We start from the raw sequence: 26,219 nt of genomic DNA on the forward strand, positions 1-26,219 counted from the left end.
TATTATAGCTTTCCTTGGCCTGATGACAATTTATTTTAATGTTCGATGGCGCGCAGCCGGAATTTTAAGCTGCAGCCGGTATTTAGCCACAGTTCGACGAGAAATTGGCATATTTTCTTTGACTAATATGGCAGTCAGTTCGCTGTCCGAATAGGGTGATTTAGGATCCTCTTGTGCGATTAGTTTCAGCAGCCGGGTTTGAATTTCTTGATCGGAGTGTGTTTCAAAAAATGACCGGCGTGTAAAGAAATCTCTTAATGGAAAAATCCCGAAATCGGTTTGGAGGGCTTTTAAACGAATCGTGCGGCTGATTGTGGATTCGCTTTTATGTAACTGCCAGGCGACTTCCCGCATCAATAAAGGTGCAATCGGATGATCATCTTGCGTGAAAAAGGCCAGCTGTTTATCAGCTAGTACCTGCCCAACAGCTAAAAGCGTCTGCTGCCTTTGATCGAGGCTAGCTGTTAGCCAGTCATATTGCTGGCGCTGAGTTTTAAGATAACTGTCTAAATCAATGTCTTTATTTGGCGAAGTTTGCAAACGATTGAAGTAGCTTTCGTTGAACTTTAATTCTGGTTGATTAACTTTGAGAATTTCGACGACTGGATGGTCAGCTACCAGATGGATAGCAATATCCGGAATCAGCAGTACTTCGGTTCGCGGCTGATTGAAAAAAGCGCCCGGTGCAGGTGATAAACGCTGCAGGTAATGTAATGCCTCAGATATCTGAGCGGTGCTGCTATGATGCCTGTCGGCTAATAACTGCAAATCCTGATTTTTTAATAAATCAGGCTCATCCTGCATGAGTACAGCGGCTAATTTCGGTGCTTGGGGATCGCGTTGAATTTGCAGATCCATTGCTTGGCTGAGTGATTGTGCACCGATACCAGGCGGGTCTAACTGCTGAAGCAGTGTTAAGGCATCCATGGCTTGGACTTTGGAAATGGCCAGTTCTCGTTGGATATCAGATAGTGAAAGTGGCAATATACCATTCTCATCAAGCTGAAAAACAAGCGCAATCACCCAATCTCTCAAAGGTGCATCGCGCATAGTTAAATTAATTTGATCAAGCAGGTAGTTATCTAAAGATTGATCTCGATCTGCTTGTGCTTCGATCCAGCTATTGTTGTCAGCAGAAACAAGCCCATCCAGAGAATTTTGATACCAAGCGGGTAGTTTGACATCTAAAAAGGGATTATTATTGCTGGCATCATTAAGAAAGCTGGTTAGTTCTTGATTGGTCAGCTGAAGCATTTGAATGGATTGCTGCAGCTGCTGCGTCATTGTGAATCCTTGGCGCTGCTGCGGCCGCTGGGATAAATTCTGCTGTCTCACTGAAAACTCTCTTCTCTATCACTCAATGATAGAACTACGCATATAAACTATATAACACAATTTACTTCGATATGGTTCACATGCCTCCATCGGGAAAAAAGATGGCCTTGTATTTAGACGATCCGTATGGATCTTTTGATCATTTTAATGGTTCCTTGGCCTGCGTGCCCTTAAAGAATGGTGCCAGATCATATGGGCCAGCAGGATGACGACAAACAAAATGAACCAGGTGCTTAAAGACGCAGCTTGATTAGCCGCGTTATTAGCGGCGCCTGAGCCATCAGCTCGGCGAAACCATAAAAATAAGGCACCAATCACGAAAATAATTGACCAGGTCCAGGAACTGATTTTCCAAACTTTCATGCTGCCTCCATCTATGATAATATTTTGCTCCCAGCTCAAAACGGCTGTTTCATCCAATTATACATACGTGTTTTAAAACAGGTTTACAACAATTTTGTTTTCACACACAATTTAGAGGAAAATGGATATGTGAGGGAATTTGTTTTAAGTTAAGGAGACAGCCGATGGGCTTATTTATTAAAGAAGCATTATTCAAAACATATATGCAGCAAGTAGATCCTAAATTGGTGTATGAACCAGGTCATGCCGTGATTTCTGTGAATATTGTGAATTTAAATCCAGTCACAAATTGCGTCTATATCGGTGATGATTTTTTCTTTGCAGCTCGCTATAATGACGCTTTCGATGCATTTTCAAACGGTTTTGTGCTTACAAAAAATCAGATTGCCAGTATCACTCTCAAAAGCAAAGCACTGGCGGATCAATTAATCATCGAAACAACCGAAGAGGACCCGCATAGTCATCAGCCGTTAACCTTAAAAATGAGCCTGCCGAAAATCAATCAAACATCTTGGCACGTAAAGAATTTAAAACTGCTGCGGCAGCGTTTGGCCAAAGCCTAATTCTTTGGAGGGTCTTATGAAACGAATCGATAAGATCGAGAGAAGCCTGAATGACAGCTGGGTCCAGCAGACGATTGATCAAGCAAAAAAACGACCCGGCAGCACAGCTGAAGAATTAGCTGCTCAGACACAAGTGAGCCGTGCGAATTGTTCTTTAGAATTAAATAAACTCGTGAGGCTCAAAAAAGCGGTGAAAATCAAGAGTTTTCCGGTACGTTTTCTGCCTATATCCTGGGTGCGGGAAAAATTCGGTATCTCAGATTTGGCTTATTATGAATTTACAGATTTACAGCAGCTGGAATCGAGCTTAACTGCTAAAGCAGCAGCTGGCGTACCAGCTAATGTATCTGCACAAAAAATCGCTATTGACCTCCATGGCGACCCATTTGCACAGGTCATCGGTGCCCAAGGGAGTTTGAAAAACGCCATTTCTCAAGCTAAAGCCGCCGCTTCCTATCCACCGCACGGCCTGCATATGCTGCTGGTCGGACAGACAGGTTCCGGGAAAACCTTCTTTGCGAGGAAAATTTACGATTTTGCCAAAGCCCGCGGCTTATTAAGTGCAGACGCGCCGATGATGGCTTTTAACTGTGCTGATTATTATAACAACCCTCAGTTGCTGATGTCTCAGCTTTTCGGTTACGTGAAAGGTGCTTATACAGGTGCTGACAAAGATACGCCTGGCCTAGTTGAACAAGCCGATCACGGCATCTTGCTGTTGGATGAAATTCATCGCCTGCCTCCTGAAGGACAGGAAATGCTGTTTTATTTCATTGATAACGGCCACTTCAGCCGCTTGGGCGAAAGCAGCAAGGATCGTACGGCCAATGTCTTAATTATTGGTGCCACAACCGAGGATCCGGCTTCCGCACTCTTAAGTACTTTTCTGCGTCGGATTCCCATGACGATTCGTATTCCTTCTTTGGCCGAACGGACTTTATCCGAAAAGGTTTCTTTAGCCAAGTATTTGTTTCAACAAGAAGCGCAAAGAATCAAAAAACAGCTGGTAGTAGCCATTGATGTCTTGACGGCTTTGATTACGGTCAACAATTACGGTAATGTTGGCCAACTAAAATCTCAGATTCAGCTGGTTTGTGCGCAAGCTTTTTTAAACAGTTTGAATACAACGGATAGGGTCTTAGTTAAAGTTAATGATCTGCCTGAAGAAATTCGCCAAGAATGGCTATCAAGCAGTTCTAATCTGAAAAAATCCAAGGAATTGCTGTCGCTCGTTGATACAAATACGGTTTTTAATGTCGACGGTTCGGCTGATCAGCCTGAGAATAGCGAAGGCAATATCTATAGCGAAATTGAAAACAAAGTCGGTTTGTTAAAGTCACACGGCGTTTCAGACGACGAAATTCACCAATATATCATGACTGATCTGCATTTGCACATCAAAAATTTCTTTGATCAAGGACGTGTCGAACAGAATTTAGCAAAATTTGTCTCGCCGGAATTACTGGATTTCACTCATGAGCTGAAAAAATTGGCCGAAGAAAAACTGCATACGCAGCTGGATCAGCGTTTTATCTATTATATGGGCATGCATATTGACGCTTTTTTCAAACGCGGCCTTAAAACAGACTTGCTGCTGGAACCGGAAATCCAAGAGATTAAAAAGAGCCATGCTAAAGAGTATCAAGTGGCCAAGTTGTTTGCTATGAGAATTAAAAGTAGTTTTGACGTTTACCTGCCGGATATTGAAGTCATTTACCTGACGATGCTGTTGGCTTCGATTGAGACACTGTCTGTTGACCACAAAGTTGGTGTGCTCGTGGTCTCGCATGGCAATAGTACGGCTTCTTCGATGGTGCAGGTAGCCAATGAATTGTTCGGCGGCCATTATGCACAAGCGCTGGACATGCCGCTTAATTTGTCGCCGGAAGATATTTTTCGCAAGATGACTGCGATCGTACCTCGTTTGGATCAAGGCAAAGGCGTCCTGCTGCTCGTTGATATGGGTTCTTTAGCGATGTTAGAACAGCGTTTAACAGCCGAAACAGGCGTCGCAATTAAAACGATCGCAAATGTCACAACTTCGATTGTGCTGGATGTGATTCGCAAGGTGAATTATTTGAATATGGATCTTGGCTCGATTTATAATTCTGTCCGCGAAGATTTTCGCGAATTGGTGATGCAGGGCGATCTGCCCAATGAAACTGCCGCACAAAAAGTGATTCTGGCTATTTGCACAACAGGCAGCGGGACTGCCAAAAAAATCCAGGACATATTGGAACAAATTATTCACAGCAATACAAAGGAAGCAATCAGCGTTAAGACGGTTTCGGCTTTAAAAATGACGGAACAGATTGCTAAAATCGTACTTGACTATCAGGTCATCGCAGCTGTTGGGACAAAACGGCCAAGCCTGCCGGTACCTTACGTGTCGTTAGAGGAACTCATTGGTGGAAATGGCGAGGATGTGTTGAAGGCTGTCTTGCGCCATGAACCAACTTTGCCTCAGCAGCAGCCTTCGTCTGACAAGACGATTGTGGCTTATGACTTATGCGAAGATATTTTAAAAGCACATTTGGTCTACTTGAATCCTTATTTAATTAATCAATTGCTGAATAATTGGATTGACCAGGTCCAGCAGCGTTTGAATCACCGTTTTTCCAATAGCCTGATTATCAAAAGTATTGTTCATACGGCTTTTGCTTTTGAGCGTTCATTGCGTCAAGACAATTTGACTTTCACGGAACCGACCACCCCTGCCTTGGCGCGTGCGGAAAAATTTATTAGCCAGTCGCTGACTTATTATGAGAAAGAATTAGCTGTCACGCTGCCCTTGGACGAAAAGAAATATATTGCTTCGATATTTCTTGATGAAGGGGAAAGTGTTTCAAAGTTGTTTTAAATTCCGGCCAACTTGTTTCAAAAAAATCGTAAATCGTTCCAAATAATCATCAGTTGTTTTAAAACACCCCTGTTCTGCTTTTTTTACGGATGACAGAGGTATTTTTTTCGTCTTTTTTTGTTTAAAACAAGTCTGGCACGCTGTTTGCATGTAGATAAGTGAGGAGGAATAAGAATGGTAACAATAATTCTGAGTGGTCACGGACAAGCAGCACCTGGTCTGCTAAGTGCTTTTGAGATGATTTTCGGTCACAGTGACCAGATTCATGTTGTGACATTTTCAAAGGGTGAGGGTGTTGATGATTTAAAAGCACATTATCAAACGGTCTTAGGCACATTAGCGCCAGGCAGCGAGGTTTTGTTTCTTGTCGATCTTTTTGGCGGCAGCCCCTACAACGCAGCGACGCAACTGGTCTATGGTCATACGGAGCGCGATATTGTAGCTGGAGTTAATCTGCCAATGCTGCTGGAGGCAGGTTCAATGCTGGCTGGATCACTGTCAGCTATCGTATCGCATCTGAAGGAAATTGCACCTGGAACTGTACGCGTCTTTAGTGACGAGATTAAAAGTGTGAACACGACAGCTAGCGACGAAGGAGGGGATACATTATGAAAGTAACAGTGACAAGAATTGACGACCGTTATATCCACGGCCAGGTTTTGACCAAGTGGATCAAGTTGCTGCCGGCAGACCGTATTATCGTCGTTAGTAAAGAAGTTGCTGATGATCCGATGCGTAAAACACTGGTTTTGTCTGTGGCGCCGTCTAATGTGAAAGCCAGTGCAGTCAGCCCGGAAAAAATGGGGCGGGTGTTTCAAAACCCTAAATATGAAGATACAACAGCCATGCTGATTTTTGGTAATCCGACAGAATTGCTGGAGGCAGTTAACGCTGGCGTTGGAGTTAAAAAAGTGAATGTTGGCGGTATGCGTTTTGCGCCGGACAAAATCCACGTGACAGAGTCAGTCAGTGTGACACCAGAGGATGTTAAGGCCTTTCGTGCACTGGCCGATAAAGGGATCAGTCTGGATCTGCAGCAGCTGCCGGGGGATGCCAGCAAAGACTTCATGAAAATCCTCGACGATAAATCATAAAGGAGATAACGGAAAGTGAATATTATACAGGGTATTTTAGTTTTGTTAGTGGCCGGCATTGCTGGCGTCGGTTCCGTTTTGGATGAAGGACAGACGCATCGGCCGCTTGTTGCCTGCACGCTGGTGGGTTTGATTTTGGGCAACTTGAACATGGGCATCATTTTGGGCGGTACTTTGGAAATGATGGCCTTAGGCTGGATGAATGTCGGTCTGGCTATGGCACCGGATACCGCCTTGGCCTCAATTGTGTCAACGCTGCTGGTTATCAACACACACGCCAACATTGGTGAGGGTATTGCGATTGCTGTGCCGCTGGCTGCAGCCGGTCAGGCATTAACGATCTTTGTTCGGACGATTGTGGTTTTCTTTGTTCATAAAGGTGATGATTTTGCCAAGAAGGGCAATTACCGCGCAATTGAATGGATGCATGTAATTTCCATGGGTCTGCAGGCATTGCGCGTGATGGTGCCGACAGCTATTGTCATGATGATTAGTACGAGTGCTGTTGAGGCGGGATTAAAAGCAATTCCAACTGTTATCACAGGTGGTTTGCAGATTGCCGGCGGTATCATCGTGGTTGTCGGATATGCGATGGTGATCAACATGATGGATGTACCGCATTTGAAGCCTTTCTTCTATTTAGGATTCTTGTTTGCTGCATTTACGAACTTCAACCTAGTTGGTTTTGGCGGCTTGGGTTTGATCTTTGCTCTGCTTTACATCCAGCTGAAGTACAACAACAATAATGGAAACAATCATCATAGCAGCGGTACTAGTGAGAAACTGGCAACGGCTTCTGCTTCAAACGGCGATGATGACTTAGATGACGATTTGGATGATTGAGAGGAGACATAATGGATAATGCAATAGCAAATACAGACACAAAAAAGACTTTAACCAAAAGCGATCTGCGCCACATGTACGTACGTTCCTGGTTTCTGCTTGGTTCATTTAACTTTGAGCGTGCGCAGAACATGGGCTACTGCTTTGTTATGATTCCGGCTATCAAGCGCTTTTATGCACCGGGCAAAGAGCGTAATGAGGCTTTGGAACGGCACATGGAATGGTTTAACACACATCCTTGGCTGACAGCACCTATCTTTGGTGTTACATCAGCCATGGAAGAGGAAAAAGCTAATGGCGGCAAGGTTGACGGCACTGCGATTGCCGCCATGAAAATCGGGCTCATGGGCCCGCTGGCTGGTGTCGGTGATCCACTGCTTTGGGGAACGGCAAGGCCAGTGCTGGCAGCTTTAGGTGCTGGTATTGCTAAAACAGGCAGTATCTTAGGGCCGCTTTTGTTCTTTGTTTTAATCAACGCCATTCGTCTTTCTATCAAGTGGTATCTGCTCAAGTACGGATATCAAAAAGGCAGTGAGATTATCAGCGATATGGCTGGCGATCGCATCAAGAAGCTGACTGAAGGCGCCTCTATCATGGGATTATTCGTCATGGGTGCTTTGGTCTCCAAGTGGACGACGATTAATATTCCTATTGTTGCAACAAGGATTAGCGGCAAAACGCAAACGATACAAAATATATTGGATACGGTTCTGCCGGGCGCGTTGGCGCTGGTATTAACACTGTTTGTTTCTTGGCTGCTGAAAAAAGGCGTCAGTCCTTTGACAATTATCTTTGGTATTTTCGCTTTAGGTATTATCGGCAAGTGGTTAGGATTTCTTGGTTAAATCGTTGTTTGTACAAATCTGCTCTGAAAGGAGCAGATTTTTTTTGGCTGCTTTTCGTTTTGATCATAGCAGCGGCTGTTGTAAGATGAAGGAAACCTTGGCAGCCTTGTTGACACAATTGGAACACTGGCAGAACGCGATGAACAAAGTTTCTTTCTTTGCAGCTTTTTATGCAGCTTTGAAAAAAATGCTGCCTTTTGTCGTTGTGACGGTTTTTTTCCACCTGTTTGTGTCTATTTTCTTGACGCAACCGGGCTTTTTTCTGACCGTATTTAATATCAAACTACCGGCTTTTTTACAAGCTCCGGCAATCGAATTATCTCAATTGGACTTTTACTTGACGCGTCTGCTGCTGCCTTTGTTTGCTTTTTTCTATGCTAAGCATTTAATGGAGCCCCTTGACCATGACAACCGCCATGATTTAATTCCTCTGGTTAATTTTATTGTGACTTTTTTGTTGTTCAGCAACGATTTTCTTTTTCAAGCTTCCGGCCAAAACCTGCTCGTTGTGGCAGCAGTCACTTTTGTGCTCACGCGCTGTATGCAGCTATTGATTCGGCATCCGAATACGTTTAATCGGCAATTATTGATCATGTTTTGTCTCTTATGCCTGGTTTCGGCAGCCTTAGCGGCGGCATATCTTTTAAAAAATCACCAATTTGCCCAGATGGTTAATCTGGGACAGTGGTTTAATGACCGTTTTGTCTACTTGCTGTCAACAAATTTTGCTGGTGTTCTCCTGCTGGCCATCACGGCGAGTCTTTTCTTGTGGCTGGGATTACCGGTACCACTGGCTTTAACACGTAACACTTTTTCTCTTCCGGCAGCGATTGGTAATTTGAACGCTTCTTTGGACAATAAAGTTTCAACCGTGCCAAACGTCTTAAGCCTGCACACGCTTTATGATGCTTTTGCAGTTTTTGGCGGCGTTTCGATGAGTTTCGCCTTAATTCTGCTTTTATTGTTGAAGGGGCGCGCGCAATCCAAAAAAATGGCTAAGATTGCTCTGTTGCCCAGCCTTTTTAATAGCAATCAGATTCTGGCCTTCGCACTGCCGATTTTTTTCAATCCTTTGCTGCTGCTGCCTGCTGTATTGGCACCTTTAGCAGCTGTATCGATCTCAGCAATTGCCTTAAAAATGAATTTGGTTAATCCTGCTGTTTATCAGCTTCCTCAGCGAACACCGAGTCTGTTCGTGGCTTTTTTATCATCAGGTGCTGATTGGCGAAATCTGCTGCTGGTTGTTATCAATTTAGCAGTGGGGATGCTGATCTATTTTCCTTTTGTGAATCGCTGGTTAGAAAGGGATCGCGATGAAAAAGATTAAAAATGTGTCTGCTGGATTATTTCTGCTGCTTTTCTCACTGGCATCGTTGTTCGTCGGCCGCAATTGGGTGCGGCAGAGTATTCAAAACCAGGCAGTTGTCTATAATTCTAGATTGAATCCTACGATTATGATTCCTGGCTCGGCTGCCAGCAATACGCGTTTTAATAACTTGATTCTAATTCTGAACAGCAAAAGTACGCCGCACTCTTTATTGCGCGTCAGAGTCAATACGAATAACACAATTACTTATTCCGGCCGTATCAAAGCTAATGACCAGCAGCCTTATATTGTGATTGGTTTTCAAAATAACAGCGATGGTTATGAGACGATTAAGCGTCAGGCACGTTGGCTGAATTTAGCCATGCAGGCTTTGCAGAAACGTTATCATTTCAATCATTTCAATGCCTTTGGTCACTCCAATGGTGGATTAGATTGGACAATTTACTTAGAAAATTACTTTAACAGCAAAAAAAATACGGTTGGTACTTTGATGACTGTTGGTTCACCCTACAATTTTTCTGAAAGTTCGCCCAATGATCGGACACAGTTGCTAACCGATTTGATAAAAAGGCGTCATCATCTACCGCCTTCTCTTGTTGTATATTCGATTGCCGGCACTGAGACCTACAAAGATGATGGGATTGTGCCGATCGAGAGTGTCCTTGCCGGCCGCTATATTTTTCAAAACGTTGTTCATTCTTATACGCAAATTACGGTTTCTGGCGCTGATTCTCAACATTCTGACCTACCCACTAATCCACAAATCATTGAATTAATTCAAAGACGTATCCTTGATTTTCCAATTTCCCCATTGCCGAATACGAATAATGGTGGGACCAACTAAACTTATTTTTTGTTACAAATTTGCAATAGAGATGTAATTAATGTAACATGATTTGAGATTACGAAAAGGAGAAGGCGTGAAGATTTTGTTTGATTTTTTCCATCGTCCAGCCGTTCAATTTTTGTTAGAAACAGTATTTTATTTTGTCGTGCTGGTCATTTTGCTTTATTTATATGGATATACCGGTATTAACGATGGCGGATTTATCTATAACGAGTTTTAACAGGTGATTATGATTAAAAATATTTTAGAAACAATCAATGCACAAGCCGCTATCCATCCTGATTCACCGGCATATGATTATTTGGGCAGACATAACAGTTATCGCGACCTCAAAGAATATTCTGATTCCTTGGCTGCTTATATCGATTGTCAGCCAATCAAAACAAATGCACCGATCATGATTTTTGGTGGTCAGGAATTTTCGATGATTGCGAGTTTTTTGGCTGCTGCTAAATCTGGTCACGCTTATATCCCTGTCGATGTAAACTCGCCTAGCGAGCGGCTAACGGCGATTTTAACCATTGCTGATCCCGCTCTTGTGATTGCCTGTGATGCGTTGCCGATAAAAATTTCAGACCGGCCGGTGATTCAAGCTGATCAGCTGGCAAATATTTTTTTGCAGCAGACTGCCTACAAGATGACTCATGCCGTCACTGGTGATGATACCTTCTACATCATTTTTACATCTGGTACAACGGGTCAACCCAAGGGCGTACAGATCAGCAGCAGCAACATTTTAAGTTTTGCCAATTGGCAACTAGGTTCTGATTTTAATCTTCCTGAACATGCCTCCACTTTAGCCCAAGCACCTTTCTCTTTTGATTTATCTGTCATGGACTGGATTCCGGCATTGTTAGCCGGCGGGCAGCTGCGGGCTTTGCCAAAAGAAGTTGCTGATAATTTCAAAAAACTCTTTGAGATTCTGCCGCAGTATGATTTGCAGGTTTTTGTTTCGACGCCTTCTTTTGCAGAAGTCTGTCTGATAAATCCGGATTTCGATCAAGTTCATTTACCTCAACTGAGTCATTTTCTTTTCTGCGGTGAGGAGCTGACTAAAAAGACTGCCGACAAGCTGCAAGAACGTTTTCCTGGCGCTAAAATTTTTAACACGTACGGGCCGACTGAGGCTACTGTAGCTGTTTCGGGAGTTCAAATAACTCAGCAGCTTGTAAATCAATTCGATCGTCTGCCTGTGGGCTATGTCAAATCTGATACGCAAGTCACGATTTTTGATGAGCAAGGGAAACCCGTACCTTGTGGCCAATCTGGGGAGATCATTATTTACGGCCCAAGTGTTTCAAAGGGCTATCTGAACAATCCAAAAAAGACTGCAGCAGCCTTTTTCCATTATCAAGGGCAGCGGGCTTATCGTACCGGAGACTTAGGCAGTTTGGATGCACGCGGTCTGCTGCATTATGAGGGCCGTAAAGATTTTCAGATCAAACTGCACGGCTACCGGATCGAGCTTGAGGAAGTGAACCATGGTTTAAGTCAAAGTGATTTGGTCAAACAAGCCGTGGCTATTCCACGATACGATTCGGATCATAAAGTTGCCCAATTACTGGCATGGGTCGTGCCCAAAGATAATCAGTTTGCCAAGGATGCTGATTTAACAAAAGCGCTTAAAGAAGATTTGAAAGAACGGATGATGTCCTATATGATTCCCAGCCGTTTTGTTTACAAAGACAGTTTGCCGATTTCAGCCAACGGAAAAATTGACATCAAAAAGGCCATCGCTGAGGTCAATAATGTTTGATTTTTTCGGAAATCAACTGCCTAATTTACAGCCCTATGCGGATCCGACTTACTTTATTTACCTGTTGATAGCCATACTGCCTTTAGCCATCGGTTTATATTTCGGCCGGCGTTTTAAGATTTATGAAGCCGTCTTTTCGTTAGTTTTCATTGTTTTAATGTTTACAGACGATAAGCTGGGTCAGGGATTAGCTCTAATCGGCTATATTATCTGGCAGCTGCTAGCCGTCTGGCTGTATCATGTCTACCGGAATCGCCAAAATAAGGCCTGGGTTTTCTATCTAGCTGTGTTCGCCTCCATTCTGCCCTTGATCATTGTGAAAATGACGCCAGCCATCGATGAAGGCGCCAAATCGATCATCGGTTTTCTTGGTATTTCTTATCTGACCTTTCGTGCGGTCGGCGTGATTATGGAAATGCGGGACGGTGTCCAAAAAGATTTCAAAGCTTGGCATTTTTTTAGATTCATGGTTTTTATGCCGACCTTTTCTTCGGGCCCGATTGATCGTTATCGGCGTTTTGAAAAAGATTATCAGCAGATTCCGGACCGGAACCATTATGTGGATTTGGTTGGCAAAGCTGTTAAATATCTGTTTATCGGTTTTTTGTATAAATTCGTATTGTCTTATATCTTCGGCAGCTTAATGCTTCCTAATGCTGAAAATATGGCTTTGGCGGCTGGCAAGGGGCCATCATTTGAACTTTTGTGGGTCATGTATATTTATGGTTTTTACTTGTTCTTTGATTTTGCGGGCTACTCCTTATTCGCTGTCGCCATTTCGTATTTAATGGGCGTCGAAACGCCAATGAACTTTAAGGCTCCTTTTAAGTCAAAAAACCTGAAAGAGTTCTGGAATCGTTGGCACATCAGCTTGAGTTTTTGGTTTCGAGATTACGTTTTCATGCGGATGGTCTTCGCCATGAAGAAAAAACGATTATTCAAAAAATCCACCACTTATTCAAGTGTGGCTTATGTCTTGAATATGCTGCTGATGGGTTTTTGGCATGGCATCACTTGGTACTATATTGCCTATGGCCTATTTCATGGCTTGGGTCTAATGATTAACGATGCCTGGCTGCGTTATAAGCGCCGCCATCTAAAATGGCTGAAGTCTAATTGGTTGACACAAGGCATTGCGATTATCTTTACTTTTCACGTGGTGATGTTCAGTTTCTTGTTGTTCTCGGGATTCTTGAATGTTTTATGGTTTATCAAAAAATAGAGGTGTAAAAATGGAAAAAGAAGTTCTAGAAATTTTAAAAAATATTGCTGGTGAAGATTTGTCTGACCAGCGTGATGAGAATTTTTTTGAAAATGGTCTCATAGATTCAATGGCGACTGTTGATTTGATTTTAGCTTTGCAGGAAAAGTTCTCGATCAATGTACCAGTCTCTGAATTCGATCGCAGCCAATGGGATACGCCCAATAAAGTGATTGCGCAGGTCAAGGAGCTGATGAATCACTAATGGGGAAAAAGCTCTGGAGAATTTTTGGACCCGTACTGCTGGCTGTCGCGATTCTGCTTGTTTTGTTATTTGCGCCTTTTAATTATTCTCACTTTTCATCCAAAGATGAACAGCGGGCAGCAGTTGCTTTGAATTCTGTCGTTTTTAAGAATCAGCAGTTAAAAAAACAAGCGTTATCGGATCAGCATATGCGTTACATTCCTTTTTTCGGGTCTTCTGAATGGGAACGTATGGATGCCTTCCATCCTTCAGTGCTAGCGGTTAAATATCAACGCAGTTACCGGCCGTTTTTATTAGGCCGGCGGGGAACACAGTCACTGACACAATATTTTGGCATGCAGACCATTTTGCCGCAATTACAAAATAAGCAGGCTGTTTTTGTTATTTCGCCGCAGTGGTTTGATCATGTTGGAGCTGAACCTGCAGCTTTTGACTTTTATTTTTCCAATCTGCAAGGTGCTGATTGGCTATGCCGTGCAAGGAATACAGCTGTCGATCGATATGCAGCTCGTCGCTTTCTTGCGTTGCAGGGCAAAGGCCGCAAAGATGATTTAGCCGCTATGTATCGGCGGATTGCCCAAGGAAAAGCCTTGACCCCTTTTCAAAAATGGGAAATCCGAACTCGAAAAAATGTTTTAGAACATGAAGATGAGCTATTCAGTAATTTTCATATCAATGATAATTATGACCGGCGAATTTTAAAGCAAAGCCAATACCTGCCAAAGAAATTTTCTTATGGTCGCCTAAGCCGCATAGCAGGCCGTATGGCAGCTAGGGGGAGCAGCAACAACGCATTTGGTATTTCTAATCGTTTCTATCGCAGCAAAATTCGGCCGATTGGCGTGCGGCGTTTGCGCGGCGTTCAAAGGAGAGCCAGTTACCTGCGTTCACCGGAGTATGGCGATTTGCAGTTGCTGCTGACTCAATTTGCTCAGTCCAATATCAATGTCATGATTGTAATACCACCTGTTAATCATAAATGGGCTGCCTATACAGGCTTAAAAGAAGCGCGTTATCAGCGTGCTGTGCGTAAAATCAAATATCAACTGCATGAGCAATCTTTCAACCGGGTATTGGATTTGTCCAAAGATGGTGACCAGCCTTATTTCATGGAAGATACGATTCACCTAGGCTGGCGCGGCTGGTTGGCTTTTGATAAGGGTGTATATCCTTTTCTCACCAAAAAGCAGAAGCAGCCTCACTATCGGATTAATAATCGTTTCCTATCCAAAAAATGGCAGCAGCTGCGTTTTACAGAATCAGATGCACGCAAGCTGATTAAAAAATAAATTTGGACAAACAAAAAGCCGCTGATCATCACAGTGGCTTTTTTGGATTTACTGAATTTCAATATGATGTGCTTGATTCTCATCAGACTTTGGTAAAACAAGCTTCAAGATGCCATCTTCATACTTAGCGCTGATCTTGCTTTCATCAACACCAGGGAGATAGTAGCTGCGAGAATAACTGCCAGAGCGGCGCTCACTGGCAACGAGATGATTTTTCTTATCTCTTTGCTCCGAATCACGATTCAGCGTGCCCGATACGGACAGATTATTGTTAGCGTAATCTATTTTAATATCCTTTTTGTCTAATCCGGGCAGTTCAATCTGTAAAGCGTAAGCTTTGTCATCCTCGGAAACATCGGTCCGCATCAAAGGATTACTCCGACGCATACCGTTCCAAAACTCATCACGCGGGCCAAAGAAATTATTCATCAAATTTCCCATCATATCGCCGACGTCCATCAGTCCATCATTCCTATCAATTAAATCATTTGCCATATTCAATACCTCCTATTGCTAAGTGATATATCATATCTATCGCTTACACCTATTATAATAGTCAGTATTGGTCAGAAAGTCAATAAAGGTCAAACAAAAATCTGAAAGTTTTTGATTACGTTTCGTATGAATGAAGTGTTGTCCTGTACGATGCTAAAATTGGCTTATGACCTTAAAGATTATCCGAGCCTTTGCTGATAGTGATTTTCGCTCCGAGTTATTGGCTCGTATACATAAAAAATATCAGGCGGATCCGCAGGCGCGTTTTTTCTATGTGGTACCCAACCATATTAAATTTTCGTCAGAGGTCGGTGTTTTAAAGGATTTTGGAGGCTTATTGGGCGCAAAAACTCAAGATAACCAGGCCTTTTCACGCTTGCAGGTTTACTCTTTCTCACGCCTGGCTTGGGCCTTGACCAAACAAGAAGAGGGGAAAACGGCGCTGACTGATTTATCAATCGCCATTCTAGTTGGACAAGTCTTGCGGGATCTGCCCTTAGCACAATTGGGAATTTTTGCGCGTTCTGCCCGTTTGCCAGGGTTTGTGGCCAATGTTGCCGCACAGCTGCAGGAAATTTGGGATTCCGGATTGACTGCCGCTGAGTTAGGGGTAACACATAGCGGCCAAGATCGTTTAGCTGACAAAATTCATTTTCTGGCGATTATTGAAGCACAAGTTCTGCCTTTACTGGCAGACTTTGAGCTGCCTGAGGATAAGCTGAAAAATTTTGCTGAAGATTTGGCAGATTTAGACTTATCGCACGCAAATTTCTATTTTGAAGGTTTTTCTAATTTTACCAATACTGAGATGTCTGTTTTACAAGCAATTATTGCCTTGGATAGACAAGGCAGACTAGGCAGTGATTCTGAAGTGACGGTCGCTTTGATCGGCGATAGTGCCAGTGATCGTTTTGGGGATGGCAATCTCTTTTTTAAGACGAATCGCCTGATTAGAGAAAATTTTCCTGATGCCCAGATCGAGCGGATTCATCGCGATCGAAATTTATCTATGTCGCAGCAGAATTTTGAAAAGAGCTGGCGTGAATTAGAAACACAGGGTTTTGCCCAAGAAAAACGCCCATTGCCTCAGATGTCGATCAGGGCCGTCAGCAGCCAGGAAAACGAAGCGGCTTTTGTTGCCCGCTCGATTCGCCGCAAATTGGTCGACGATCCAACTTTGCGGGCACGTGACATTTTGGTGATTGCTCAGCGTTTGGACAATTACAAAGATATTCTGCCGCACTTTTTCCAGCGCTATGATCTGCCTTATTTCTTGGATAGTGATACCCGCATGTCTGATCATCCTTTAGCTTCTGTTTTAGAAAGTTTGTTGACACCAAGTGCAGAATTCGATTACGAACGGGTTATGCGGATTTTAAAAAGCGGCCTATTCCAATGGGAATCCGAAACGAATTTTCAAGATTCTTTGGATTATCTGGAAAACTTTGTTCTGGCAGCTAACCCTAAAGAGGCTCTTTGGCGTAATGGTGATTTTCAGTATGTCGCGGTCAGTGATGAACAAGATGTGGCCAAAAGCGATCCACAAGACCAGCGAATCAACCAAATGGTTAATCAGATGCGTGTCTATATTGTGCAGCTGCTGGATAGTTTTAAGGACCGTTTTGCAAAAGTGACTACTTATGGGCAGGCGGTCAGGACCTTAATGACTTGGCTGCTGGACTTTAAAGTCGATCAGGTCTTTATTGCACAAGCCAATCGCGGCGATGACCGAGGCGTTCAGGCTTGGAAAATGCTGATAAACAGCCTAGAACAGATCGATCATTTGATTGCCGACAAGGAATTTGTTGGCCAGGATTTTTTGCAGATGTTAAAAGATGGTTTTGCAGCGGCCACCTTTTCAGGTATTCCGGCCAGTCTGGATCAGATTACGATTTCCGAAAGCGGAATTGTCCAACGGCAGGATTACCGCCTGCTTTACTTTATTGGTGCGACTTCAGACAGTCTGCCGGCGCAGATTGATTCTAAAAGCCTATTGGATGATTCTGATCGTCAGCAATTAGTCAGTGATTTTGCTGAAGCCAAAAAAGATTATTTTTTGCAGGACACGAGCCGTCAGCAGATGGCCGCCGAGAATCTACGTTTTTATTCGACCGTCTTATCTGCTACAGAATCAGTTGTCTTCAGTTATCCAAAATTTAGAAGCGATGGCAAAAAAAATGAGCTTTCGCCATATTTGTCCCGCCTGTCATTGCCGGAAGTCTCGGACTTGCACGAAGTCAAAGTGCCGGATCTGCCTGAAAAGAAGGCGGATCTCGTCAATTATTTGGGCAATGCCAATAGCTCGGTTACTGCCGTCAGCCGCAGTGCAAAAGCATATGGGACTGCTTTTATTGACGGTTTATATTCGTTAATTGCCTTGCGAAACGCCAACTTTAAGAAAGTTTTGGCCGCGAGCCATTATGAAAATCAAGTTGTGACTTTGAGAAAAGACCTGGTCGATAAGCTTTTTGGCAAAGATTTGCGTTTATCAATTTCTCAAATCGAACGCTATTTCAGTAATCCTTATGAATATTTTCTGCAGTATGGCCTGCGTTTGAAAAAACGGAGCCAATTTACCCTGGATCCTGCGCTTTCAGGCAGTTACTATCATGCGATTTTTGAAAAAGTCGTTGATAGGATGATCGAAAAAAAAGTCGCATTTCGCGATTTAAGCAATCAAGAACTGGATGAAAGCAGTCGTCAGGCTGCTGAGAGCCTGCTGCAGCAAGAAGATTTTCAGATTCTGGATTCAGATGACCATTTCCAGGCTGTTGCTAAAAGCCTCACACAGGATGTTGCATTGACTTTCCGTCTGATGCGGCTGTCCAATGCCTTTAACCAATCACGCCCTATCCGCACTGAGGCAGCTTTTGGCCGCTTGGATCAGGATAACAAGCAGGCGCCTTTGATTGGTCTGGATTTCACTTTGGAAAACGGCAACCGCTTATATCTTCGCGGGAAAGTCGACCGCATTGATAGCCAGGATCAGAATCATGATTTTGCGACAATTATTGATTACAAGTCCAATGGCAAACAATTTAATTTTCGCGATGCTTATGTTGGCAGTGAGCTGCAGTTGTTGACTTATTGGATGGATCTTTTAAAAAATACACAGCAGCTGGGATTTCGCCAGTTGGGCGGGGCTGTTTTCGCCCAGATTAAAAATCAGCCGGCCACAATCGCAGATATGCTGTCCAAGGGTGTGCCGCTGGACCAGGTCTTTGGCCAAAATGCACAGTTTCAGCGGCCGGATTTCCAATTCCGTGGTCTTTTACTGGACGATTCAGCCTATTTGGATAATTTGCAGCATCTGGAAGCTGGCGAGAAGGCCGATTTTTATCATTTTTCGTTAACAAAAAATGAACAGCATGCTGCTAGCGATGATGTCTTATCTAAAGAAGATCTGCAATTATTGATGAAACATGACCAGGACAAACTGGTCCAAGCCGGCAATGCCATTAGTCAAGGGCGTTTTCCTTTGTATCCTTTGCGGGAGGGCGACCAGAGATCTGCACTGACTTATTCCGATTATAAGGAAGTTATGAATTTCGATCGTTCTTTTGGCGATCGTTATCATGATTTGAATGTTTATCCCAATAACAGAAAAGGCATTTTGGCCTTATTGAAAAAGGAGCAGGAAAAATGAACTATTCTGAAAACCAAAAAGCTGTTATTTTTCATGCTCCTGATGAAAATCTGCTGGTTGCTGCTTCGGCTGGTTCTGGCAAGACAACCGTTTTAATTGAACATGTCTACCAGCAGCTGTTGGCAGGCCAGGATATTGATCGTTTTCTGATTTCGACTTTTACAGATGCCGCAGCTTCGGAAATGAAAAGTCGTCTGGAAAAACGCATTCGTCAAGGGATCGGAGAGACTAGCGCAGAGGCCGATAAAAAACATTTACAGGCGCAGCTGCTATCGTTAAATAGCGCGGCAATCGGGACTTTAGACGCTTTTTCATTAAAAATTATCGAACGATATTATGCGGCAATCGGCTTGGACCCGCGCTATCGCATTTTGGCTGATCAGACCGAAAAAGATTTGCTGATTCAAGAAGTGATTGATAATACTTTTAATTCGTCATATAAAGACAGCCGTTTTCTGGAACTGCTCGCGAATTTTTCTTCAGCCAGCCGAGATCAGGATTTGAAAAAACTGGTCATTAGATTGAATTCGATGGCCGAAGCGCGTGCCGAAGCCGATGAGTGGCTGGATTCGCTCGGCCGCCATTATCGCTTGGGAAATAGTTTGACTGCTGGCGATTTTTGGCAGCGTTTATTAGCACCACAATTGTCTGATAAGGTTGTCGAAGCTTATTACCAGATCGTCTCAGCCAAAGAGAAGATTGAAAAATTGCAGGATTATGGCAGTTACGAACCTTATTTGACTGATGTTGCCGCCATGATGCAGGGGCTGATTAACAGTTTTAAAAGTAATGACTGGCAGCAGATTCGCAATTATTATGATCAGCATCCTTGGCCGAAATCCGCTCGCAAAAAGGGCAATACACCTGGTGAAGCTGAGTATTTTCATCAGTTTGTCGATAAGCAGATCAAGGCCGCTCGGGACTCGTATCGCTCAATTGCCACGGATTTCCTGCTTCTTAACGAAAATCAATGGCTGCTGATTAGCCAAAATGCCGATAAAATTGTCACAGAATTAGTTGGGCTGACAAAACTATTTCGGAAACATTTTGCTGCTAAAAAACGCGATCTATCGCTGCTGGATTTTTCAGATGGCGAGCAGTTTGCCTATCAGATTCTCAAAGTTCCCAGTATTCGTGAAGAAGTTCAAAGCAGTTATCATGAAGTGCTTGTCGATGAATACCAAGATATTAATGATTTGCAGGAAAGTATTCTCACGAGTGTGGCAAACAGCCACAATATGTTTATGGTTGGCGACTTAAAACAGAGTATTTACGGTTTTCGTCAAGCTGACCCGAAGAAGTTTACGGAAAAATATCGTGCCTATGGTCGGCATCAAGGCGGTCGTCTGATCGAATTAGCTGATAATTATCGTTCAGAAAAAAATGTCACGCAGTTTTCGAATTCCGTTTTTGATCAATTAATGGACCAGAAATTAGGCGGAATTGATTACAAAGGGGATGTCCAATTAAAGGCGGCCAACAAAGATTATCCGGCCGACTTGAAGAAAGTTGCTGAGATGTCGATCGTGATTGATGACGGCCAACAGACAGAGGCGGATTTTGGCAAGACTGACGCCGAACTTGAATTAATTGCGGCTAAAATTCAGGATTTAGTTGGCCACGAGCAGCTTTTTGACCGCGACTCAAAAAGCATGCGGCCAGTTCAATTTAAAGATATTACCATTCTTGGGCGCTCGCATGCTTGGGAAAACGAGCTGCAGGCTGTTTTTTTCAAACACAATATTCCAGTGAATGTCGCGGCTGGTAATTTTCTGCAGGAATTTGAAATTTCTGTGATTTTAAGTTTCTTAAAAATTATTGACAACCCGCATCAGGATATTCCTTTGGCAGCTGTTTTACGGTCACCGATTTATGGCTTGGACGAAAATAAATTGGCCGAGATTCGCACAGTGGATTTAAAACACGATTATTTTACAGCCGTGAAAACGTATGCTGAAACCGGCACCGACGCTGATTTAAAAGATTTACTGATCAACTTTCTCCAGCAGCTGAATCGTTATCGGGAAATCGCGGCTGATAACCGGATTGTTGATTTGATTTGGCAGATTTACGATGACACGAATTGGCCAGAATATGTTTCGGCGATGGTCGGCGGAACACAACGTTTAGCCAACTTGCACGCTTTATACGAATACGCTCAGCAATTATCAGACAATCGTTTTGTTGGTTTATTCAGTTTTATTCGCTATGTCGAACAGTTGATGAACGCGACTGAAGACTTTTCCCAAGCGCCGGCGGATATGGGTGAGCAAGCTGTCTCAGTTATGACGATTCATGCAGCCAAAGGTTTGGAATTTCCAATCGTCTTTCTTTTGAACCTTGACAAAAAAATTGATGCGCGCGATACGCAAGGCGCGATGGTGGCAGATTTTGACGAAGGCATCGGGATTGATCTGGTTGATCCGGTTTCGCGTGTAAAAATTCCGACCCTGCAAAAAATGGTTGTTGCAGAAAAGATTAAGGAAAAAAACTGGGCTGAAGAGATGCGGCTCTTGTACGTTGCTTTAACGCGTGCCGAACAGCGCCTGTATCTAATTGGTGCTAGCGGATCGCAGACTGATTTAGCTTTATCTTGGGAGACACCTGTTTCAAAAGACCCGGCCGTGCTGGCTGTGCAGGATCGATTGCGTGCGACGAGCTATCAGCAGTGGATTGGTATGGCTTTAGCTAAGACTGGCCGGATTGATTTGACGGATTTGGTCAAACAAGCTGATCAATCCGACTTGGTATTTTCAATCAAACTGGTTGACTATAGCCAAATTATAGACATGGCTGCACAAGAAACGGAAAACGATACGGCCGCAGTGACGGCTTCAGATATTAAATCCGACCCGGAAATTAATTTATCACGGGCAGAAAAAATTCTCGATTACCGATATCCCTTTCAGACAGAAAGTAATCTGGCGGCCTATCATAACGTCAGTGAATTAAAACGTGTTTTTGAGGATCCAGACGCTTTGCTTTTGCCGGAAATGGATGACGATGACCAACCAGCTGCAGAAATCACGGAATTGCCTAAGCCGGATTTCGCCCAGTCCAGCCAGGGAACACATATCAGTTCGACAGATAAAGGGACTGCCACGCATTTAATCTTGGAAAAAATTGACTGGCATAAAGAACTGACCACAGATTACCTGACGAATTTAATTCATCAGACTATTAGTGATCCCGAGCTGGCCCAAGCGATTGAATTAGACAAGCTGGAATGGCTGATACATTCTGAGTTAGGCAGGCAGATTCAAGCGCATGTTGACAGTCTCAGACGTGAGGAAACGTTTGCCATGCTCCTGCCGGCCGAAAAACTCTATCAGGGTATCAGTAGCGGCGATCAAGTCTTAGTTCACGGTATTATTGACGGCTATTTTATTGACGGTGATGATGTTATCTTGTTTGACTACAAGACGGATCGTTTGACGAAAAATTATATGGCTGATTTGTCGGCGCGTTATGCCGGGCAGCTGAATATTTATGCAACTGCTTTGGCAAGCATGTATCCAGGCAAAAAGGTGGCTGATCGCGTGATAGCAGGCTTAGAGGGCGAGAAACTGATTCACTTATAAACAACTATTTTTAATTTATTGCCTTTTTTTCTTGACTTCATGATCTAAACAGATAATAATAAACACAACTTTTAAGAAAGGAAATCTGATGATGGCAATTACTTTGAATCGTTGGCAAAACTGGCGTAGCAGAAAGTAAGTTTACTCTAAGCGTAGACTTGCTTTGATTTGTATTGAAGAGAGTCTATGCCGTCACGATTTCCTTTTGAATCGAATTCAGCCGCATAGCTAAGATGGATCAATCGCTATGCGGCTTTTTGTATCTAAATGGTCGTCCGTCTAGACTCCGTAAAAATAAAAATAATGAGGAATTAGACAATGACAGAAGAAAATACAGCAGCACAAGTAAAAAGAACCGGCTATTTTGGTGATTACGGTGGACAATATGTCCCTGAAGCCGTCAAAACAGCTTTGAATAAATTGGAAAAGGTTTATCTGCAATATAAAGATGATCCCGAATTCCGCACAGAGTTGGCTGGATATTTAAAGGACTATTCCGGCAGGGAAACGCCGCTCTATTACGCCGAATCACTGACCAAATATTTGGGCGGCGCAAAAGTCTACTTAAAGCGTGAGGACTTAAACCATTTGGGTGCCCACAAATTAAATAATGTTTTGGGACAAATTTTATTAGCACGGCGCATGGGCAAAAAGAGGGTCGTGGCCGAAACAGGGGCTGGCCAGCACGGTGTCGCTACAGCCGCGGCAGCTGCTAAATTTGGTATGTCCTGCGATATTTTTATGGGTGCCATGGATATGCAGCGGCAAAAATTGAATGTTTTTCGCATGGAAATGATGGGCGCAACGGTTCATTCTGTTTCAGCTGGAACAGCCACCTTAAAAAACGCAGTTGATGCAGCCTTAGGCTACTACGCTCAGCACCTAGACGATACTTTTTACGTCTTAGGTTCAGCAGTCGGCCCGCACCCTTATCCGACGATTGTCAAAGACTTCCAGAGTGTCATCAGCAAAGAAGCTCGTCGCCAGATTCTTGAAAAAGAAGGCCGCCTGCCCGATGCGATTATTGCCTGCATTGGCGGCGGATCAAATGCCATTGGTGCCTTTGCAGAATTTATTCCTGACAAAAATGTGCGTTTGATTGGTGCTGAGGCAGCCGGCAAAGGTGTTGATACGCCAGAAAACGCCGCTACGATGACTAACGGCCGCCCTGGTATTGCTGATGGTATGTTTTCCTATCTTTTACAAGATGCACAAGGCGGCGTGCTGCCAGCTTATTCAATTTCTGCAGGTCTTGATTATCCAGGCGTTGGTCCTGAACATTCATTTTTGAAAGATACGCATCGCGCTGAATACTACGCAATCACGGATAAAGAAGCCGTTGACGCATTTCTATTGTTGTCGAAGCTGGAAGGCATTATTCCGGCCCTTGAGAGTTCACACGCTGTGGCCCAAGCTGTCAAGATGGTGCCAAAAATGTCTAAAGACCAGATTGTGATTATTAATCTGTCGGGACGAGGCGATAAAGATGTTGAACAAGTTGCCCACTATATCGGCCGGGACTTGTGAAAAAAGGATTATGGCTGCTGAATGATTGAAATTAAGCCCTAGGTTCAATACAATAATCATATACGGTAAGCGCTTACTTATTTTGCAAGTATTATGTAAGCGATGCTTTAAATGATTATAAGGGGTAATTCATGTCAATTAGTGTCAATCAGCAAGCAAAAGTGTTTCATCTGCAGACAGCTCACAGCAGCTATATTTTTCATGTGATGGCAAACGGTGATTTAGGCCAATTATACTTTGGCCGCAAAATCCATGTTAAAGATCACTATGACAATCTGGCCAAACGCGAGCGGCGCGAAGCGATGGTTGCCTGGGGAAAGGACTTTGATGATTTTCAGCCCGATAATTTGAAGACCGAATATGCTGCTTTTGGCCGCGGCGATTTTAGAGATCCCGCTTATCAGATTGCAGCAGAGAACGGCAGCCGAATCAGTGAATTGGCATATGCCGGCTATCATATCGAAGACGGTAAGGCACGTTTGTCCGAACTGCCTTCAGCATTTAGCCAACCATCTGAAGGTGTGCAGACGTTGACGATTGATCTTGCTGACCCATTGACTGGTTTGCAAGCCAGCCTGCATTACAGTGTCTTTGAACAGGAAGATGTGATCGTCCGAAGCACGACTTTTAGTAATTTAAGTGACAACAAAATTATTTTAAGGCGGGCTATGAGTGCACAATTGGATCTGCCGGACAGCCGTTTCCAGATGATTAGTTTTGCCGGTTCTTGGGCGCGAGAAAGACAAGAAGTCAAAAATGCTCTAAAGCCCGGTATCCAGAGTGTCGGCAGCCTGCGAACCGCTTCGAGCCATCAGGAAAATCCTTTTATCATGCTGGCACGGCCAGAAACTAGCGAAGATACAGGCGACGTCTTTGCCTTTAATCTAATTTATTCTGGTAATTTTCTTGATCAGGTCGAAGTGAATCATTATGATCTGACACGTGTTTTAATTGGCATTCACCCTGAAGAGTTTGCTTGGACGCTTGATCCCAACGAGAGTTTTCAAACACCTGAAGCCGTCTTGAGCTTTTCTAAGCAGGGTTTTAACCAATTGAGCCAGCAGCTGACGAATTTTTATGCCAATCATTTAGTCAATCCGCGTTTTGCCAAACAGCCGCGGCCGATTTTAGTCAACAATTGGGAAGCGACTTACTTTGATTTTAATGAAGATAAATTATTGGCAATCGCCAAGAAAGCTGCTGAATTAGGCATTGAGCTTTTCGTCCTGGATGACGGCTGGTTTGGCCATCGCGATGACGACCACACGTCTTTGGGTGATTGGTTCGTCGACAAAAAGAAACTGCCTCAAGGCTTGCCTCATCTAGCTGACGCTGTGCACGGGCTGGGTCTGAAATTCGGTCTCTGGTTTGAACCAGAAATGATTTCCATGGCCAGTGAGCTTTACAAAAAGCATCCAGACTGGCTAATCGTTTCGCCAAAACGTCAGCCAATCGCTGGCCGCAATCAGTATGTTCTCGATTTTACGCGTAATGAAATTGTTGACACTGTTTTCCAAATGATGGCGCAGCGCATTGAAGAATCGCATCTGGATTATGTGAAATGGGACATGAATCGCTACATTACTGATATGTTCGGCAGCCAATTACCAGCTGACCGGCAATTAGAAATGGCACATCGTTACATCTTGGGTGTTTATCATCTATACCAGCGTCTGATTGATCGTTTCCCAGATGTCTTATTTGAATCCTGTGCTTCGGGCGGTGGCCGCTTTGATTTGGGCATGATGTATTACGCACCGCAGGCTTGGACCAGTGACAACACCGATGCACTTTCACGGATCCAAATCCAATATGGGACTTCTTATGGTTATGCACCGTCGATGATGGGGGCCCACGTTTCTGACGTACCTAATTATCAGACTGGTCGCATCACGCCGCTATCGACACGGGGACGCGTTGCCTATTTCGGTGATTTGGGTTACGAACTGGACATCACAAAGCTGTCCGAAAAAGAACAGCAGGAAATTAAAAAACAGGTTGCTTTTTACAAACGGCATCGGCAGCTTTTCCAATTCGGTACTTTTTATCGCTTACAGAGTCCTTTTGCCGGCGATAAAAATGTCGCCAGCTGGGAAGTTGTCAATGCTGACCGGACACTAGCAATTGCGGCGAGATACCAGTTTCTCAATCGGCCTAATCCAGCCTATCTGCGCCTGTATTTTATGGGCTTATCGCCAGATCGCCTATATCGCATCAATGGCAGTGAGGAAACATTTTTCGGTGACGAACTGGAAGACGCCGGTTACGCCGTTGATCAGATTTTAGACATTAATCAGCCAATGACTGCTTCAGCAGATTTCAGTGCCCATCTATTCATTGCACAAGCTGTCGAGTAAAAACCTCAACGATTATTTTCGTTGA

At 43.7% G+C, this 26,219-nt stretch carries 20 protein-coding genes; 17 read left to right on the top strand and 3 right to left on the bottom strand.

Features of this window, described 5'->3' with window-relative positions:
- Positions 1-30: 30 nt before the first annotated feature.
- Together rpoN and NRF22_RS06855 are read right to left on the bottom strand one after the other, a co-directional pair.
- Positions 31-1,335: an RNA polymerase factor sigma-54 gene (gene rpoN / locus NRF22_RS06850; protein WP_263779842.1), complete on the bottom strand. Its 1,305-nt coding sequence runs from the start codon at positions 1,333-1,335 to the stop codon at positions 31-33.
- A 144-nt stretch (positions 1,336-1,479) separates the two neighbouring features.
- Complete coding sequence (locus NRF22_RS06855) at positions 1,480-1,698, bottom strand: DUF3923 family protein (RefSeq protein WP_263779843.1); 219 nt, start codon at positions 1,696-1,698, stop codon at positions 1,480-1,482.
- 164 nt (positions 1,699-1,862) lie between these two features.
- Here NRF22_RS06855 and NRF22_RS06860 point away from each other — a divergent pair, with 164 nt between their 5' ends.
- From NRF22_RS06860 to dltD, 13 genes are all read left to right on the top strand, one after another.
- Positions 1,863-2,261, top strand: a complete 399-nt coding sequence (locus tag NRF22_RS06860; protein WP_263779844.1) for a hypothetical protein — start codon at positions 1,863-1,865, stop codon at positions 2,259-2,261.
- A 16-nt stretch (positions 2,262-2,277) separates the two neighbouring features.
- The gene (locus NRF22_RS06865; protein WP_263779845.1) at positions 2,278-5,121 is read left to right on the top strand and encodes a sigma-54-dependent transcriptional regulator; all 2,844 of its coding nucleotides are present in this window, start codon (positions 2,278-2,280) and stop codon (positions 5,119-5,121) included.
- 174 nt (positions 5,122-5,295) lie between these two features.
- Positions 5,296-5,733 (top strand): PTS sugar transporter subunit IIA, encoded by a 438-nt coding sequence (locus NRF22_RS06870; RefSeq protein ID WP_007745419.1) that lies wholly within the window; start codon positions 5,296-5,298, stop codon positions 5,731-5,733.
- Positions 5,730-6,215, top strand: a complete 486-nt coding sequence (locus NRF22_RS06875; protein ID WP_318528717.1) for a PTS sugar transporter subunit IIB — start codon at positions 5,730-5,732, stop codon at positions 6,213-6,215. Before NRF22_RS06870 ends, NRF22_RS06875 begins: the two co-directional genes overlap by 4 nt.
- Positions 6,216-6,230: 15 nt before the next feature.
- Positions 6,231-7,058, top strand: coding sequence for a PTS mannose/fructose/sorbose transporter subunit IIC (locus NRF22_RS06880; protein WP_007745427.1), 828 nt, complete (start codon positions 6,231-6,233; stop codon positions 7,056-7,058).
- An 11-nt stretch (positions 7,059-7,069) separates the two neighbouring features.
- On the top strand, positions 7,070-7,903 hold the full coding sequence (locus NRF22_RS06885; protein ID WP_007745428.1) for a PTS system mannose/fructose/sorbose family transporter subunit IID: 834 nt from the start codon (positions 7,070-7,072) through the stop codon (positions 7,901-7,903).
- 43 nt (positions 7,904-7,946) lie between these two features.
- The gene (locus NRF22_RS06890) at positions 7,947-9,230 is read left to right on the top strand and encodes a PTS sugar transporter subunit IIC (protein WP_263779846.1); all 1,284 of its coding nucleotides are present in this window, start codon (positions 7,947-7,949) and stop codon (positions 9,228-9,230) included.
- On the top strand, positions 9,217-10,074 hold the full coding sequence (locus NRF22_RS06895; protein WP_007745430.1) for an alpha/beta hydrolase: 858 nt from the start codon (positions 9,217-9,219) through the stop codon (positions 10,072-10,074). The genes NRF22_RS06890 and NRF22_RS06895 overlap by 14 nt, the downstream gene beginning before the upstream one ends.
- A gap of 76 nt (positions 10,075-10,150) precedes the next feature.
- Positions 10,151-10,297, top strand: coding sequence for a teichoic acid D-Ala incorporation-associated protein DltX (locus tag NRF22_RS06900; protein ID WP_171900381.1), 147 nt, complete (start codon positions 10,151-10,153; stop codon positions 10,295-10,297).
- Positions 10,298-10,306: 9 nt separating this feature from the next.
- Positions 10,307-11,833: a D-alanine--poly(phosphoribitol) ligase subunit DltA gene (gene dltA / locus NRF22_RS06905; protein ID WP_263779847.1), complete on the top strand. Its 1,527-nt coding sequence runs from the start codon at positions 10,307-10,309 to the stop codon at positions 11,831-11,833.
- Complete coding sequence (gene dltB / locus NRF22_RS06910) at positions 11,826-13,055, top strand: D-alanyl-lipoteichoic acid biosynthesis protein DltB (protein WP_263779848.1); 1,230 nt, start codon at positions 11,826-11,828, stop codon at positions 13,053-13,055. Before dltA ends, dltB begins: the two co-directional genes overlap by 8 nt.
- A 10-nt stretch (positions 13,056-13,065) precedes the next feature.
- Entirely contained in the window at positions 13,066-13,299 is a 234-nt protein-coding gene (gene dltC / locus NRF22_RS06915; RefSeq protein WP_007745438.1) for a D-alanine--poly(phosphoribitol) ligase subunit DltC, read from the top strand.
- Entirely contained in the window at positions 13,299-14,588 is a 1,290-nt protein-coding gene (gene dltD, locus NRF22_RS06920; RefSeq protein WP_263779849.1) for a D-alanyl-lipoteichoic acid biosynthesis protein DltD, read from the top strand. Before dltC ends, dltD begins: the two co-directional genes overlap by 1 nt.
- Positions 14,589-14,636: 48 nt before the next feature.
- On the opposite strand, the gene NRF22_RS06925 is transcribed toward dltD, so the two are convergent.
- Positions 14,637-15,083, bottom strand: a complete 447-nt coding sequence (locus NRF22_RS06925) for an Hsp20/alpha crystallin family protein (protein WP_263779850.1) — start codon at positions 15,081-15,083, stop codon at positions 14,637-14,639.
- A 166-nt stretch (positions 15,084-15,249) separates the two neighbouring features.
- Here NRF22_RS06925 and NRF22_RS06930 point away from each other — a divergent pair, with 166 nt between their 5' ends.
- The 4 genes from NRF22_RS06930 (at position 15,250) to NRF22_RS06945 (ending at position 26,194) form a co-directional block, all read left to right on the top strand.
- A complete protein-coding gene (locus NRF22_RS06930) occupies positions 15,250-18,729 on the top strand; it encodes a PD-(D/E)XK nuclease family protein (protein ID WP_263779851.1) in 3,480 nt (1,159 codons plus the stop codon).
- On the top strand, positions 18,726-22,310 hold the full coding sequence (gene addA, locus NRF22_RS06935) for a helicase-exonuclease AddAB subunit AddA (protein WP_263779852.1): 3,585 nt from the start codon (positions 18,726-18,728) through the stop codon (positions 22,308-22,310). Before NRF22_RS06930 ends, addA begins: the two co-directional genes overlap by 4 nt.
- A 318-nt stretch (positions 22,311-22,628) precedes the next feature.
- Entirely contained in the window at positions 22,629-23,837 is a 1,209-nt protein-coding gene (trpB, locus tag NRF22_RS06940) for a tryptophan synthase subunit beta (protein WP_263779853.1), read from the top strand.
- Positions 23,838-23,968: 131 nt separating this feature from the next.
- Complete coding sequence (locus NRF22_RS06945; protein ID WP_007745446.1) at positions 23,969-26,194, top strand: alpha-galactosidase; 2,226 nt, start codon at positions 23,969-23,971, stop codon at positions 26,192-26,194.
- Positions 26,195-26,219 lie beyond the last annotated feature (25 nt).

Source organism: Oenococcus kitaharae (assembly GCF_025758695.1).
In the GTDB taxonomy this organism is placed as follows: Bacteria; Bacillota; Bacilli; order Lactobacillales; family Lactobacillaceae; genus Oenococcus; species Oenococcus kitaharae_A.

Excerpts from the sequence above, each read along its gene's own strand:
- dltA (WP_263779847.1), top strand. The coding sequence starts at position 10,307 with ATGATTAAAAATATTTTAGAAACAATCAATGCACAAGCCGCTATCCAT.
- NRF22_RS06860 (WP_263779844.1), top strand. The coding sequence starts at position 1,863 with ATGGGCTTATTTATTAAAGAAGCATTATTCAAAACATATATGCAGCAA.
- NRF22_RS06895 (WP_007745430.1), top strand. The coding sequence starts at position 9,217 with ATGAAAAAGATTAAAAATGTGTCTGCTGGATTATTTCTGCTGCTTTTC.
- NRF22_RS06865 (WP_263779845.1), top strand. The coding sequence starts at position 2,278 with ATGAAACGAATCGATAAGATCGAGAGAAGCCTGAATGACAGCTGGGTC.
- NRF22_RS06870 (WP_007745419.1), top strand. The coding sequence starts at position 5,296 with ATGGTAACAATAATTCTGAGTGGTCACGGACAAGCAGCACCTGGTCTG.
- dltC (WP_007745438.1), top strand. The coding sequence starts at position 13,066 with ATGGAAAAAGAAGTTCTAGAAATTTTAAAAAATATTGCTGGTGAAGAT.
- NRF22_RS06885 (WP_007745428.1), top strand. The coding sequence starts at position 7,070 with ATGGATAATGCAATAGCAAATACAGACACAAAAAAGACTTTAACCAAA.
- dltB (WP_263779848.1), top strand. The coding sequence starts at position 11,826 with ATGTTTGATTTTTTCGGAAATCAACTGCCTAATTTACAGCCCTATGCG.
- NRF22_RS06925 (WP_263779850.1), bottom strand. The coding sequence starts at position 15,083 with ATGGCAAATGATTTAATTGATAGGAATGATGGACTGATGGACGTCGGC.
- NRF22_RS06875 (WP_318528717.1), top strand. The coding sequence starts at position 5,730 with ATGAAAGTAACAGTGACAAGAATTGACGACCGTTATATCCACGGCCAG.
- NRF22_RS06930 (WP_263779851.1), top strand. The coding sequence starts at position 15,250 with ATGACCTTAAAGATTATCCGAGCCTTTGCTGATAGTGATTTTCGCTCC.
- addA (WP_263779852.1), top strand. The coding sequence starts at position 18,726 with ATGAACTATTCTGAAAACCAAAAAGCTGTTATTTTTCATGCTCCTGAT.
- trpB (WP_263779853.1), top strand. The coding sequence starts at position 22,629 with ATGACAGAAGAAAATACAGCAGCACAAGTAAAAAGAACCGGCTATTTT.
- NRF22_RS06855 (WP_263779843.1), bottom strand. The coding sequence starts at position 1,698 with ATGAAAGTTTGGAAAATCAGTTCCTGGACCTGGTCAATTATTTTCGTG.
- NRF22_RS06945 (WP_007745446.1), top strand. The coding sequence starts at position 23,969 with ATGTCAATTAGTGTCAATCAGCAAGCAAAAGTGTTTCATCTGCAGACA.
- dltD (WP_263779849.1), top strand. The coding sequence starts at position 13,299 with ATGGGGAAAAAGCTCTGGAGAATTTTTGGACCCGTACTGCTGGCTGTC.